Origin of the sequence: Alloalcanivorax xenomutans (assembly GCF_032810065.1) — a bacterium.
GTDB lineage: Bacteria > Pseudomonadota > Gammaproteobacteria > Pseudomonadales > Alcanivoracaceae > Alloalcanivorax > Alloalcanivorax xenomutans.
In genome coordinates, this window is the sequence record NZ_CP136538.1 from 4,454,341 (window position 1) to 4,468,353 (window position 14,013).

Genomic DNA, 14,013 nt, shown 5'->3' on the forward strand with positions numbered 1-14,013 from the left:
TGGGAGGCCTTTTTTTAAAGGTGTTGGGCGATGCCGCGAAGGCCATGGGGAGGGGTTGCGGAGAGGCCCGAGGCGCGCCGCCCCACCGCCTTGCATGCAAGGACGGGCCGCCTCCCCACTCTGGGGCGCGAGACGGACTTTTCGATAGTGATGCACCACTCCGGAGCATCCGCGCACCAGGGCCGTCCACCCGCAAACCGATCCGCTGGGGCCAAAATGGTGGACCGGCCGGGCGTATTGCCCCCGGGCACCGGCGCCGGGGCAAATTACCCGCGCCAGTCCTGGGGCGACAATGGAATCCGTTGGCTTCAGGAATCCGACCCGCAGGGAGACAGGCAATGATGCAGTGGCAACATCGAACCGTGGTACGCGAAGGCGTCAATCTGGCGATACGCCAGGGGGGCAACCCGGACGGCCCGGTTCTGGTCATGGTGCACGGCTATCCGGACAACAGCGAGACCTGGGACAAGCTGGCCGAGGCCCTGTGGGAGGACCTGCATGTGGTCACTTACGACGTCCGTGGCGCCGGCGCCTCCTCCGCGCCAACGGAGGTGTCCGCCTATCGCCTCGGCGAGTTGCGCGACGACCTGTTCGCTGTAATCGATGCGGTCAGCCCCGGCAAGCCCGTGCATTTGCTGGCCCACGACTGGGGTTCGATCCAGTCCTGGGAAGCGGTCACCGAGCCGGATGCCGGACGCCGCCTGGCCTCGTTCACCAGCCTGTCGGGGCCCTGCCTGGATCACATGGGCCAGCGCCTGCGGCGCCGCTCTTCCCTGACCTCCGGTCTCGGTCAATTGGCCAAGAGCTGGTATATCGGTGCTTTTCACCTGCCCGGTCTGGCGCCCATGGCGTGGCGCCTGGGCCTGGATCGCGCCTGGCCGGACCTGTTGCGGCGCACCGAACACCTGCGGGTGGCGCCAAGCCCCACCCAGCGCCGGGACGGCATCAACGGTATCGCCCTCTACCGCGCCAACATGCTGCCGTGCCTGCTGCATCCCCGGGAACGCCACACCCAGGTGCCGGTGCAATTGCTGGTGGCGCTGCGCGACCGCTACGTCGGCCCGGAACTGCTGGACGAAGTACCGCGGTGGGCGGAACGGGTGTGGCGCCGGGAAATGCATACCGGTCATTGGGGGCCGCTGCAGGCCCACCCGGACATCACCGCCGGTTACTTGCGTGAGTTCATCGCGCATATCGAAGGGGCGCCGGAGAGCCCCTCCCTGCAACGGGCGCGAGTGCCCGCTGCCCCGCGGCCGGACAGCGGCAAGCTGGTGGTCATCACCGGCGCCGGTTCCGGTATCGGTGAAGCCACCGCCCTGGCTTTCGGCGCCCGTGGCGCCACCGTGCTGTGTACCGACATTGATGGCGGCGCCGCCGAGCGTACCGCTCAACACATTGTCGATGCCGGCGGCCAGGCTCTCGGCCGCCGCGCGGACGTCGCCAGCGCACGCTCCATGGAAGCGCTGGCACGCTATGTGGAGCGGGAACTGGGCGCTCCGGATGTGGTGGTGAACAATGCCGGCATCGGGTTGGCCGGACCGCTGCTGGATACCAGCGTGAAGGACTGGAAACAGGTGCTGGACGTCAATCTGTGGGGCGTGATCCACGGCTGCCGGCTGTTCGCCCGGCAAATGATCGACCAGGCCAAGGCCGGCCATATCGTCAATGTTTCCTCGGCTTCCGCCTACCTGCCCTCAAAGGTCCTGCCCGCTTATGCCACCAGCAAATCCGCGGTACTGATGCTGACTGAGTGCCTGCGCGCGGAACTGGCGGACCAGGGTATCGGCGTCTCCGCCATCTGCCCCGGCATCATCGATACACCCATCACCGGCCGCACCCGTTTTGTCGGCGCCGATGACGAAGAGCAAGCGCGTCGCAGGGCGTCAGCGGAGCGTTTCTACCGGCGCCGGGGCTTCACCCCTGACCGGGTGGCGGCCGCCATCGTCTCCGCGGTGGAGGAGAACCGGGCGGAAGTGCCGGTCAGCGCCGAAGCCAGCGGCATGCGCCTGGTGGGCCGTTTCAGCCCGGCGCTGGCGCGGCGGCTGGCACGGCTGGATCTGACCCCTTGAGGAAGGCCGGGATCCCTGGCACCACCGCGGCATAGGGTCTATTATCGCCCCCATGAGTTCATCACGAAAAACCCCTGCCGCGCTGCTGCGCTCCCTGCGTCAGCAAGCCTTCCGGCCGACGGGGAGCACCAGCGCCGACCTGGAAAAACGCCAGGAATTCACCATCGACGAGTTGGCCCGGGAGGCCGGCTCCACGGTGCGCAACGTGCGCGCCTACCAGGACCGTGGCCTGCTGCCGCCACCGGAGAAGCGCGGCCGTACCGGCATCTACAGCGATGTTCATCTGGCTCGCCTGAAGATCATCGGCGCCCTGCTGGAACGGGGTTATACCCTGAACAATATTCGTGATCTGCTCAGTGCCTGGGAAGAGGGCCGCGACCTCAACGATATCCTCGGCCTGGAAGTGGCGGTGACCTCCTGGCGCAATCCACAAGTGCCCTCCTATGTGGACTATCAGGACCTGATCGACGACTTTGGTGAGGACATCACCCCGGAAGTCATGACCAAGGCGGTCAGCCTGGGTTATATCGTTCCCGAAGGCATGCGCCTGCGCGTGCCTTATCCACGCGTCTACAATGCCGGCAAGGAACTGGTGGAAGCCGGAGTGCCGCTGGATGCGGTACTCACCCATGTGCGTCTGGTTCGCCAGGAGGTGGACAAGCTGGCCGAGCGTTTCATCGGTATGATCATCCAGCATCTGGTGGACGACAAATACGGTGAGAACAGCCTCCCTCAGGGGGAAGACGTGGCCACCCTGGCGGAATTCATCACCCGCATCCGGCCACTGGCGGAAGCGGTGGTCAACGACGAACTGGGCCGGGTGCTGGAAAAAAGCATCAACAAGGTACTGGTGGACCGGCTGGAAAACGTGCTGGCCCACCTGGAGAAGCATCACTGAGACCGGGCCCCAGCGACGCTTCCCCCGATCACAACGACCTCACCGCGGCAGCGCCTGTCCCGTGAACGCCACTGCCTGTAAGGCGGCGGCCGACTCATCGCAACCCGCCTCCACCAGTCCTTCCGCGGCAAACAAACGCGCCACTGTCACACCAGTGCCGTCGTCATAATAGTTCAGCCGCCACTCGGCGAACTCCGTCAGCAGCAACGCCTGGAAGGTCCGCGCCATACCCCAGGCCAGCCGCCGGGCCTGTTCTTCTCTGGGCGAATTGATCATCGGCACCAGCGACTCCAGCGCCTCTTCGATACATTCGCGCATGGACCCACTGGCCGGATGGCGAAGCGCCCCCAGGCGCCTTACCACTTCTTCGATATACGCCTCTCCGGTTTCCGGTTTTTTCAGTGCCCGTAACACATCATGAGCCAGTACCGAGGACGTCCCCTCCCAAATACAGTTGACATGCAGGTTGCGGAACAGACGCGGGATCCCGGTATCTTCCACATAGCCGGCGCCACCGAAGCTCTCCAGTAATTCGCTGGCGGCCCACACCCCCTGGCGGGCACAGGCCAGCTTACCCAGGGAGGTAAACAGCCGCGCCAGCGTTCCGTCCTCCCCGTGCTCAGCCCGTCCCAACTGCCAGGCGGTTTCCAGATTCAACACCACCATGGCGTCGTACACCGAGGCGATGCGGGCGAGCCATTCCCGATGGATCGGGTGATCCGCCAAGCACCGGCCGAACACCTCGCGCTTGCCGGCATAGTCCCGCGCCAACGCCAGCAAATGCCCGACTCCGGCCAACCCTCCTATGGCCGCCCAATAGCGGGCAACGCCCAGCAATCCGGTAAGCTTGCGCACGCCATCCCCCAACCCCCCCACCGGTACCGCCCGGGCACCGGCCAGATCCAGCTCCGCGGTGGGCAGGGCGCGGGTGCCCAGTTTGTCCTTGAGCCGCCGTACCGTCAGTCCATTCCAGCCGCCGTCGGCCTGCCGCAACTCCAACAGAAACAGCGACAGCCCACGACTGCCGCCGCCGGCACCTTCCGGCCGGGCCAGAGCCAGGGCCATATCGGCGGTGGTGGCGGATGTGAACCACTTGCTACCAAAAAGATGCCAGGTTCCGCCGTCACCGGGTCGCGCTATCGTGGCACTGCGGCCGACATCCGATCCCCCTTCCCGCTCCGTCATCCATTGCCCCGACGTCCAGGCCTGCTCCCGGGCGGTCAGGCGCGGCACATATTGTTTCGCCAGTTCCGGATCGTGCTCCTTAAGAAGGCAGGTAGCCCCATCGGTCATAACCAGCGGGCAATCCGCCACCGCGCTGACCGGGTCGTAGAGATTGATCAACCCGGCCTGCACGATTCGTGTATGCACCCCGTAAGGATCTTCGTGGGGCAACGACACCAGACCCTGGCGTTGCCCCAAACGCACCAGTTCCAGCCAGCTCTCATCCACTTCGACCCGGTCCACCCGCCGCCCCCAGGCATCGTAGGGCAGATGCCGCGGCGGATTGTTTTCGGCTTGTTCGGCCAGTGGCGGCATGGTGTCGGCGGCCAATCGCCCCATGTTTTCCAGAGCCGGTGACGCCGCCTGGAAAACCGCATCCGGCAGGCGCCATTGCAATGCCAGACGCAACGTGGGATCGGTGTGAAAGCGGTTGCCCGTCTGTGGCGGCGTTTGGAAGAACGGATCCATTTTCTTCTCCTTATAGTCTTGGTCGGCTGTTCAGGTTTCCTGCGGGGGCGGCCCCACAGCCTGCACACAAAAGCGTTTTACGCTTTCCACCAGGGCCGTTTCCTGCTCCGGCGCCGGTCTTTGGCTGAGCGGCCCCACCAGGGTTTCCGCGATACCACCGACTATGGCGGTGGCCAGCAACTGCGCGTCCTGTTCGGCGATCTCACCGGCGGCGATGCCGTCACGAATGATCCCGGCGAAAATGGCGCGATACGGCTCACGGAAATGCAGGCGGTCGAACTCGATGGTGCGATCCACCGGCTCCGCCAGCAGCGCGTACGCCAACCGCCAGCCTTTCAGCGCCCGCCGGGAAAACGTCTCCGCCACCCGCGCCACCCGTTCCCGGGCATCACCGGCCACGGCGGCGGCCTCCGCGCAGATGTCGATTTCATGCTGGGAGGCACGTCGGAATACCTGGTCGAACAAGTCCGTTTTCGATTGAAAGTAGCGGTACAGCAGTCCGGTGGAGACCTCCGCCCGTTGCGCCACCGCGGGCATGCCGGCGGCGGCATAGCCTCCCTCCGCCACCAGCGCCTGGGCAGCCTCCAGAATGCGGGACCGGGTACGCGCCATGCGCGCTTCCATTTTTGGGGTACGTCGATATGCCATACAAAGAATGAATCATGTTCCATTTCTTGTTGCAACCGTCATGCACATTTTTTAACCTCGAGCCGATTACATAACAAAACAGACGCTCTGAACGAGCGCGGGAGGTGCATCATGACCAACTCAGCACGAATCAATCCCTTTGCCTGCGGCTGGTTCCAGGTGGAGTACAGCGATCGGCTCAAACCGGGCGAGGTACGGCCTTTCCGGGCCTTCGACCGGGAGTTCGTATTGTGGCGAGACGAAGAAGGTCGGGCACACCTGATGGATGCTTACTGCCGCCACCTGGGCACCCATCTGGGCCACGGCGGCCGGGTTAAAGGCTCGGCACTGCAATGCCCGTTCCACGGCTGGTGTTTCGACGGTGACGGCGATTGCGTGGAAATTCCCTACAGCCCCGACGCTCGCCTGAGTCATCGTGGACTGCGCTCACTGCCGCTGGTGGAGCGCCATGGCCTGTTGTTCGCCTGGTGGCACCCGGAGAACCAGGCCCCGGACTACCAGCTTCCCGACCTGCCCGAGTACCGCGACCCACAATGGTCGCGCTATCACCGCCACGGCTGGAACGTGCCCACCGTGTGGTACGAGATCCAGGAGAACATCGTCGACAGCACTCACTTCCACTACCTGCATGGCGTCAACAGCCTGGCGGAAGTGAAGCGCTGCGAGAACCAGGGCACGGTGCTGGACGTGGATATCCACCACCGCTTCAACACCCCGGCCGGCGTGGTGCCCGGTTTCATTCAGACCACCCTCCATGGCCCTTATCTGGCACTGGTCCGATTCCGCGTCGGCGATCTCGCCGAGATCCTGTTCATTGATGGCATTACCGTGCGTGGCGCCCGCGAAGTCGACCTGAACTTCAGCCTGATGGCCCGTCTGGAGGGAATCCGCTCTCCGGATATGAGCCTGGAGCTGGTTCAGGAAGCAATACGCCAGGTCAGCGAGGATGTGCCCATCTGGCGTCACAAAGCCCGCTGGGAACGCCCCAGTCTGGCGGCCGGCGACGGCCCGATCATGAAATTCCGCCGCTGGGCCACGCAGTTCTCACCTCTGCCCGCCTCTCACCACGAAAAACTGGAGTTAACTCATGTCTGATCCGATCTCGATCGCCGCCAGCGACTGTGTCTTCCAGCAGCAGGGGCAACACTTGAATCCCACCGGGCTGTCGCGCGGTCCCTGGAGCCCGGACGCCCAGCATGGTGGCGCCCCGGCCGCACTGATCGCGGCCCTGGCCGAGGAAGCCCTGGCCGGAGAGGGATACCAATTGGTCCGGCTCACCCTGGAACTGGTGCGGCCGGTGCCAGTGGCACCGCTGGAAAGCACGATAAAGGTAGGGGGCGGGCGCACGGTCCGGCGGGTTTCCGTTTGTCTGCAACATCAAGGACGGCCAGTGGCGGAAGGCTTGGCGGTACTGGTGCTGGCCAACGGTATCGACACTGGCCAGGCCACCGACGAAGCGCCGCTGCCGGCGCCCGGTGATTGTCAGGAACCGGTCACCATCCCCGGCATGAGTCGGGAGGAAAGTTTTCATTACACCGCGATGGAATCCCGGGTGGCCCGCGGGCGTACCGACCGCCCCGGGCCAGCCGCGGCCTGGCTGCGGCTGACGGTGCCCCTGATCGAGGATCGGACCACCACGGCGACCGCCCGAGCGGTGGCCGCGGCGGATTTCGGCAATGGCCTCAGTTGGGTGCTGCCACTGGATAGATATCTGTTCGCCAATACCGACCTGACCGTTTATCTGCAACGGCCGCCGGTCAGCGAATGGGTCGGGCTGGACAGTCAAACCTGGATCGAGCCATCGGGAATCGGGCTGACCCGCTCCGTGCTTCACGATGAGCAGGGCCCGATCGGCGTCGCTCAGCAGAATCTGCTGGTCCGCGAGCGGCGCCCCTGATCCACCCGCCCGGGCTCAGCTCGGGCTTTGTCCGTATCTGGCCAATACCTCGTCCCGGATCCCCGGCTTGATGTTGGCGCGGCTCATATCGCCTTGATAATGACGCACCACCATCGGGTCGATGATCCTGAACCACAGCGGAGGTACCCACGCCAGCAGGATCATCGATGCGTATCCACCTGGTAATTGAGGGGACTCATCGAAATGCCGCAGCGATTGATAACTGCGCGTGGGATAGGCGTGGTGATCGGAATGCCGTTGCAGCTGATAAAGAAAAATATTGGTTACCCGGCGGTTCGAGTTCCAGGAATGCTCCGGCAGGCAGCGTTCATAGCGTCCATTGTCCTTTTTTTGCCGTAACAACCCGTAGTGCTCGAGATAGTTGACCACCTCCAGCAACTGAAAACCGAACAGGCTCTGAATCAGCAGGAACGGCACCACCGCCCAGCCCAACCACAGTATCAGGGCACCCCAAAGCACCACCGACAATGCCCAGGCCTGCAGATTGTCGTTATGCCAGCTCCATACCGAAAGCCCCTGCCGCTCCAGCCGCTGTTTCTCCAGCGACCAGGCGGATTTAAGGCTGCCGATCACGGTGCGCGGCAGGAACTCCCAGAACGTCTCGCCGAACCGGGAGGATGCCGGATCCTCCGGCGTGGAAACCCTCACGTGATGCCCACGATTATGTTCCACATAGAAGTGCCCATAGAACACCGGGGCGAGACATAGCTTGGCCATCCATTTCTCGTGGCGGTCGGTCTTGTGCCCCATCTCATGGGCGGTATTGATGGCGATACCCGTGGCGCAGCCCGTGGAGATCGCCAGCCCCAGGTAGCTGTACCAGGGCAGGCTCCAGGTGGCGGCCACCCAGGCGGCGTAAATAAAGGCGCCATAGAGAAACGGCAGGCACACATACACCGCCCAGCGATAATATCGGTCCTGTTCCAACTGCGGCACCAGCGCTTCGGGCGGATTCTCGGTCTCTTCGCCAAGCAGCATGTCCAGCAACGGGATCACCCCGAATACGAACAGGAATCCAAACCACCAGAACAGGGCCCAGCCGGTTGTGCTGGCCAGCCAGACCGTGAACAGGGGCAACAGCATGGTCAGCGTGCTGAGCAACCAAAGGTAGCGGCGGCCGTCCCGCCATTCTTGTATTTCACCTGATTGAGTCTGCATGGTTACGGTCTTCATCGTTATTCGTCCTCGCCCACGCCCGGTCAATTCATGATCAACCTTTACATCAAACAATGTCAATATGAACAGCCTTGCCTGGTGTGGCCAAAAGACGATCGCTTTCTGTCGCCCATAAAAGCGCCGTACTCCATAAATATCGGGACCTGAAAAGGTAGTAAATACTCACACTCATCGACGACCGATGAATCCTCGTCCTTTCCTCGGCCGGTCCAGCATTCATATTGTTTATGCCCTTTGATGAGTCTTATGCATTTGTCTAATGCACGGACCAGGGGTAGCGTGTCGGTCTCAATAAGTATTATTCGGGAGAGATGCATGCGCGCCATTCTCTGCAAGGAGTTGGGGCCGGCGGATAAGCTGGTCATCGAGGACGTTCCTTCCCCCGCCGTCGGCGCCGACGGTATCAAGGTCCGGGTCAAGGCCGCCGGCCTGAACTTCCCTGACACTCTGATCATCGAGGGTAAGTACCAGATCAAACCGGAACTGCCTTTTTCTCCGGGCGGCGAAATGTCCGGCGAGATCGTCGAGGTGGGCGAGAACGTCAAGGGCTATAAGCCGGGCCAGCGCGTAATGGGCCTCACCGGCTACGGCAGCTTCGCCGAGGAAATGGTGGTCACCGCTGATCGCGTGATTCCGGTTCCGGACGGTATGTCCGACGAACAGGCGGCGGGTTTCAGCATGGTCTACGGCACCAGCTACCATGCGCTGAAACAGCGGGCCAATCTGCAGCCGGGCGAAACCCTGCTGGTCATGGGCGCCAGCGGCGGCGTCGGTCTGGCCGCGGTGGAGCTGGGCAAAGCCATGGGCGCCAAGGTGATCGCCGCCGCCAGCACCGCCGACAAGCTGGAAGTGGCCCGGGAAGCCGGCGCCGACGATCTGATCAACTACACCGAGGAAGACCTGAAGGATGTGCTGAAGAGCCGCTATCCGCAGGGCATCGACGTGATCTACGACCCGGTGGGCGACCGCTTCACCGAGCCGGCGCTGCGCAACATGGCCTGGAACGGCCGCTTCCTGATCATCGGCTTCGCCGCCGGCGAGATTCCGAAGATCCCCGCCAACCTGCCGTTGCTCAAGGGCTGCAGCGTGGTCGGTGTGTTCTGGGGCACCTTCACCCGCAAGGAGCCGGAAGCGCACATCCAGAACGTGAAGGATCTGATGCGGATGTTCGCGGAAGGGAAGATCAACCCCAAGGTCAGCGAAGTCTTCCCGTTCGAGGAATATGAGCAAGCCCTGGCGGCATTGAGCTCCCGTCGCGCCAAGGGCAAGGTCGTGCTGAAGGTCGGTTGATCCCGACGGTTTCAACAATGGCCCGGCGGCACCGCCGGGCCATGCCCCCTCTTAACCGCTCTGATCGCACACCTTGCCGACCGCGCCTTCCTGCAACGCGGCCCGCAGATCGTCAGGCACCCGGGTTTTCTCGAACGGTTCCGTGGTCATCATCACATACACCGATTCCGCCCGGCACAGCAACTGCTGACTTTCCGCGTTCAGAATAAGAAACTCCAGCGAGAATGAGGTGTTACCCACCGACAACGGTTTGACCTGGATCTCGAGTACATCATCAAAGCGGGCGGAAGCTTTCCATTCCAGAGTGAGCTTCACCACCTGGTTATCCAGCCCACGCGCCAGCAGGGCACCATAATCCCGCCCCAGAGCACGCATGAATTCGGTCATGGCCAGATCAACATAGTCACCGTAACGGGCGTTGAACACCACATGCTGAGCATCGCATTCACTGTAACGCACGCGCAGCCGGTAACGGAAAGGCTCACTCATGAAACACTCCTTGGTTTGTATCCTTTACATTTATGGGCGGCGGAGAAATCGCTCAGCCCCCTTATATTACAAGGGTTACAGGCCACCCCAGGCAAGCCGTGACCGGCCGGTATTGTTCGCCAACATACCTGGTAGTATTCTGCCTGCCAAATTCCAAATGCGTTTTGCAAACCGTTTTTCAAAATAACCAGAAGCTCCGGAACCCGGTTCCGGACCACGGGAGAGGACGATGACCGCAGTCAGCAACGCCATGCCCCAATACGCACCGCAAGTCGACAATGAAGAGTTCCGTTGTCTGCCACGCCGACTCCAGGAACTGGCCGCGGAGCAGGGCGATCATCCAGCCATTTACGATGACAATGGCAGCCTGACCTGGCGGCAGTTCGTGGATCAGGTTAACCGCGTGGCCAACCGTCTGATCGACGCCGGCCTGCAACCTGGCGATACCGTGGCCGGCCTGTCCGAAAACAGCATTCCCTATTTTACCCTGTTCATGGGCGTGCTCACCGCCGGCGGCTGCATGGTCCCTCTTTCCAGCATGGCCGCCGGGGACACCCTGGCACTGATGATCAACGACTGTGATGCCCGCTTCCTGTTCATCTCCAGGAAGAACCAGGAACTGATCACGCCGCTGCTCGATCAGTTGGAGAATGTCTCCCCACAACAGCGCATCGCCCTGGATTTCCAGGATAGTGGCTGGAGCAACTTCATGGACTGGGTTGGTGACGCCCCAAGCACCAAACCGAATCGCGAACCCGGCGCGGACGACCCATTCAACATTATCTACAGCTCCGGCACCACCGGCGTACCCAAGGGTATTTTGCACGACCACCGTCTGCGGTCCCGGCAAATGGACCGTTTCACCGCGCTGGGATTCGACAACACCGCGATCAACCTGGTGTCCACGCCACTGTACTCCAACACCACTCTGGTTTCCGTGCTGCCCACTCTGTTCGGCGGCGGCACCATCGTCACCATGGGCAAATTCGACGCACGTAGATTCCTTGAATTGTGTGAGAAGCATCGCGTCACCCATGCCATGTTGGTGCCGGTCCAGTACCAGCGGATCCTTTCCGATCCGGAATTCGATCGTTTCGATCTGAGCAGCTTCAAAGTGAAGTTCTCCACCAGCGCCCCCTTGCGCGGCCATGTCATCGCCGAGGTAATGCAACGCTGGCCAGGCAATATCATCGAGTTCTACGGCCTCACTGAAGGCGGCGTCAGCACCATCCTCAACTGTGCCGAGTTCCCTGATAAATGGGATACCGTCGGCCGTGCCGGCGAAGGCTGCGAGCTGCGCATCATCGACGAGGATCTCAAGGAAGTGCCCCCCGGCACCATCGGCGAAATCGTCGGCCGTGCCGGCGCAATGATGCGCGGCTACTACAAAAGAGAAGACAAAACCAACGAGATGCTCTGGACCAGCCCGGAAGGAGAGGTGTTCTATCGCACCGGTGATATGGGGCGGCTCGACGAAGACGGCTTCCTGTCCGTATTGGACCGCCGCAAGGATATGATCATTTCCGGTGGCTTCAACATCTATGCCGAAGACCTGGAAAAAATGCTGCTCAAGCACCCTGATGTGGCGGATGCGGCGGTGATCGCCATCCCCAGCGAGCAATGGGGTGAGACACCGCTGGGCCTGGTGGTACGTCGCGAGGGCAGTGACACTGGCACCGACGAGATCCGTGACTGGGCCAACCAGCAACTGGGCAAGGCTCAGCGTCTGCACGACGTGGAACTTCGGGATCATTTGCCACGCAGCACCATTGGCAAGATTCTGAAGCGGGAACTGCGTGACCCTTACTGGAAAGAGCAGCAACAGCAAGAACGGGGCTGATTCCGGTTACAGCAGATTCTCGATCGGCAGCAACGCCAACACCGCGCTGGCCAACCGGCGCGGTATCGATACCAGGGGCTCCCGGTGACAGACCACGGGGCCCTGGTCGCTCCCTCCGGCCCATGTCAGCCGCCCCTCTTCACGAGACAGCCGGTAGCTGTTTTGCGGCGCCATGCCTTCTTCGATGAACGCGGCCACCGATGCCGCCAACGACGGAGAGTAAATGTAGTACCCCATCTCGGTATTGAAGTGCACGGAACGGGGATCCGCGTTAAACGAGCCGACAAACAACTCACGCCGGTCCAGCACCATGGCCTTGGTATGCAAGCTGGCTTTGGACCGCCCGCGCAACAGCCGGGCCTGGCGCATCATGCTGCGGGCATTGGGTTGCAGCTCGTGCAACTCCAATCCGGCATCCACCAGCGCCGGGCGATAGCGTTGATAGGCGGCATGGGCGGCGATGACATCGTTGGTGGCCAGACTATTGGTCAGTACCGCCACCCGGCACCCCCGTTTGCGCCAACCGCTTAACGCGCGGGTGAAATCATCACCGGGAATGAAATAGCTGGCTTCGAGCAGAATCTCCCGGGCGGAATGACGGCCAAGCAGCCGGGCCAGTTGCGTTCCCATCAGGCGCTGAGGAGAACCGTGCGCTTTTTCCGGACTGTCGAATAACAATGCCGCCGGAGCGCGAACCCGCCTTGCCCGTACCGCTTGCAGCGTATGCTCGGACAGCACGCTATCATCCCGGTGCCGGGAACGCTGCTCCGTATCCAGACTCATCCACAATGCTTCCGCATCATCACTGGAACGGCGCCGGAACTGCCTCAGACTCACCGACAAAGGGCTGTGCCAATATCGATTGAAGGCTTCCTGGGTGTCGGCGGCGACCGGACCATCGGCATAGATGTCCAGATCACGGAAGTTGGTGACCGCGTTGACGCCAAAGTAGTGTTCAGAGATATTGCGCCCGCCAACAATGGCGGCTTCACCATCGACGATCCAGGCTTTGTTGTGCATGCGGCGATTGAGTTTGGGCGCCCGGTAAAGCCAGCGCAGCAAATTAAGACCGCGACCGCGTAAAGGATTGAACAGACGGACTTCCACGTTGGGATGGGCGTTCAAGGTCGCCCAATTCCGGTCCCGGCCCAACTGATTGATATGATCCAGCAGTAAACGCACCCGCACACCGCGGCGTGCCGCCTCGAGCACAACCCATATCAAGCGCCGTCCGACCTGGTCGTTGTCCCAGATGTAATACTGCAGATCCAGAGAACGCCTGGCGGCCCGGGCCGTCGCCATGCGCAGCAAGAAGGCTTCGCCAGCGTCGGCAACCAACGCGAAGTCGGAATCGACGCCGGCACCCGGCACCAGGGACGACCGCGATCTGGATCTGGTGGTATCGGACAAAAGACCTCTTCCGTGCCTGGTTATTCCCTCAACGTTGTTTAAGGTTGTCACGGATTTCCCGCAGCAACAAGATATCCTCCGGAGTCGGCGGCGGCGCGGCGGCTTCCTCTGTTTTTTCTTCCTCACGCTTCAGCCTGTTAATGGCGCGCACCAGGAAGAACACCGCCCAGGCGACGATGAGGAAGCTGATGACATTATTGAAGAACACCCCATAGTTGATCGTCACGGCACCGGCGGCCTGGGCTTCGGCCAAGGTAGCGAAATCACCGGTGCCACGCAGGACCACGAACAAATTGCCGAAATCCACCCCGCCCAGCAATAACCCGATAGGTGGCATGATGACGTCAGCGACCAGACTCTTCACAATGGTGGCAAACGCCCCACCGATGATGATGCCCACCGCCATATCGACCATATTTCCCTTTATCGCGAATTCACGAAATTCCTTGATCATACCCATGGGCCTTCTCCCCAGGTGATTTCCGCGCGCACCATGCGTGAACGGATGATTCGATAATACTCACAAACCCGAAGATCGCCGCTATGAAAATTATGGCTTTTGAGCACCGTCAATGACACGATA

12 protein-coding genes are annotated in these 14,013 nt (G+C 62.0%); 6 read left to right on the forward strand and 6 right to left on the reverse strand.

Going from position 1 to position 14,013, the window contains the following annotated elements; genetic code table 11:
- Positions 1-338 precede the first annotated feature (338 nt).
- Positions 339-2,069, forward strand: a complete 1,731-nt coding sequence (locus tag RYH70_RS20580; protein ID WP_022997331.1) for an SDR family oxidoreductase — start codon at positions 339-341, stop codon at positions 2,067-2,069.
- Between the two features lie 52 nt (positions 2,070-2,121).
- Positions 2,122-2,967 carry a MerR family transcriptional regulator gene (locus RYH70_RS20585; protein ID WP_022997332.1) on the forward strand — a complete coding sequence of 282 codons (846 nt, stop codon included), beginning with the start codon at positions 2,122-2,124 and terminating at the stop codon, positions 2,965-2,967.
- Between the two features lie 39 nt (positions 2,968-3,006).
- Here RYH70_RS20585 and RYH70_RS20590 read toward each other — a convergent pair whose 3' ends face one another.
- Positions 3,007-4,659 carry an acyl-CoA dehydrogenase family protein gene (locus RYH70_RS20590; RefSeq protein WP_233917614.1) on the reverse strand — a complete coding sequence of 551 codons (1,653 nt, stop codon included), beginning with the start codon at positions 4,657-4,659 and terminating at the stop codon, positions 3,007-3,009.
- A 30-nt stretch (positions 4,660-4,689) separates the two neighbouring features.
- Entirely contained in the window at positions 4,690-5,271 is a 582-nt protein-coding gene (locus RYH70_RS20595) for a TetR/AcrR family transcriptional regulator (protein WP_022997334.1), read from the reverse strand.
- Positions 5,272-5,418: 147 nt separating this feature from the next.
- Here RYH70_RS20595 and RYH70_RS20600 point away from each other — a divergent pair, with 147 nt between their 5' ends.
- Both RYH70_RS20600 and RYH70_RS20605 read left to right on the forward strand, forming a co-directional pair.
- Positions 5,419-6,402: a Rieske 2Fe-2S domain-containing protein gene (locus RYH70_RS20600; RefSeq protein WP_022997335.1), complete on the forward strand. Its 984-nt coding sequence runs from the start codon at positions 5,419-5,421 to the stop codon at positions 6,400-6,402.
- Positions 6,395-7,204 carry an acyl-CoA thioesterase domain-containing protein gene (locus RYH70_RS20605; RefSeq protein WP_022997336.1) on the forward strand — a complete coding sequence of 270 codons (810 nt, stop codon included), beginning with the start codon at positions 6,395-6,397 and terminating at the stop codon, positions 7,202-7,204. The genes RYH70_RS20600 and RYH70_RS20605 overlap by 8 nt, the downstream gene beginning before the upstream one ends.
- A gap of 15 nt (positions 7,205-7,219) precedes the next feature.
- Here RYH70_RS20605 and RYH70_RS20610 read toward each other — a convergent pair whose 3' ends face one another.
- Positions 7,220-8,398: an alkane 1-monooxygenase gene (locus RYH70_RS20610; RefSeq protein ID WP_080531795.1), complete on the reverse strand. Its 1,179-nt coding sequence runs from the start codon at positions 8,396-8,398 to the stop codon at positions 7,220-7,222.
- A 318-nt stretch (positions 8,399-8,716) separates the two neighbouring features.
- Between RYH70_RS20610 and RYH70_RS20615 the strand changes: the two genes are divergently transcribed.
- The gene (locus RYH70_RS20615) at positions 8,717-9,691 is read left to right on the forward strand and encodes an NADPH:quinone oxidoreductase family protein (protein ID WP_022997338.1); all 975 of its coding nucleotides are present in this window, start codon (positions 8,717-8,719) and stop codon (positions 9,689-9,691) included.
- Between the two features lie 51 nt (positions 9,692-9,742).
- Here RYH70_RS20615 and RYH70_RS20620 read toward each other — a convergent pair whose 3' ends face one another.
- A complete protein-coding gene (locus RYH70_RS20620) occupies positions 9,743-10,180 on the reverse strand; it encodes an acyl-CoA thioesterase (RefSeq protein ID WP_022997339.1) in 438 nt (145 codons plus the stop codon).
- 229 nt (positions 10,181-10,409) lie between these two features.
- Here RYH70_RS20620 and RYH70_RS20625 point away from each other — a divergent pair, with 229 nt between their 5' ends.
- Positions 10,410-12,020 (forward strand): class I adenylate-forming enzyme family protein, encoded by a 1,611-nt coding sequence (locus tag RYH70_RS20625; protein WP_317009592.1) that lies wholly within the window; start codon positions 10,410-10,412, stop codon positions 12,018-12,020.
- 6 nt (positions 12,021-12,026) lie between these two features.
- Here RYH70_RS20625 and RYH70_RS20630 read toward each other — a convergent pair whose 3' ends face one another.
- Positions 12,027-13,430, reverse strand: coding sequence for a phospholipase D family protein (locus RYH70_RS20630; RefSeq protein WP_055100311.1), 1,404 nt, complete (start codon positions 13,428-13,430; stop codon positions 12,027-12,029).
- Between the two features lie 28 nt (positions 13,431-13,458).
- Positions 13,459-13,890 carry a large conductance mechanosensitive channel protein MscL gene (gene mscL / locus RYH70_RS20635; protein WP_022997342.1) on the reverse strand — a complete coding sequence of 144 codons (432 nt, stop codon included), beginning with the start codon at positions 13,888-13,890 and terminating at the stop codon, positions 13,459-13,461.
- Positions 13,891-14,013 lie beyond the last annotated feature (123 nt).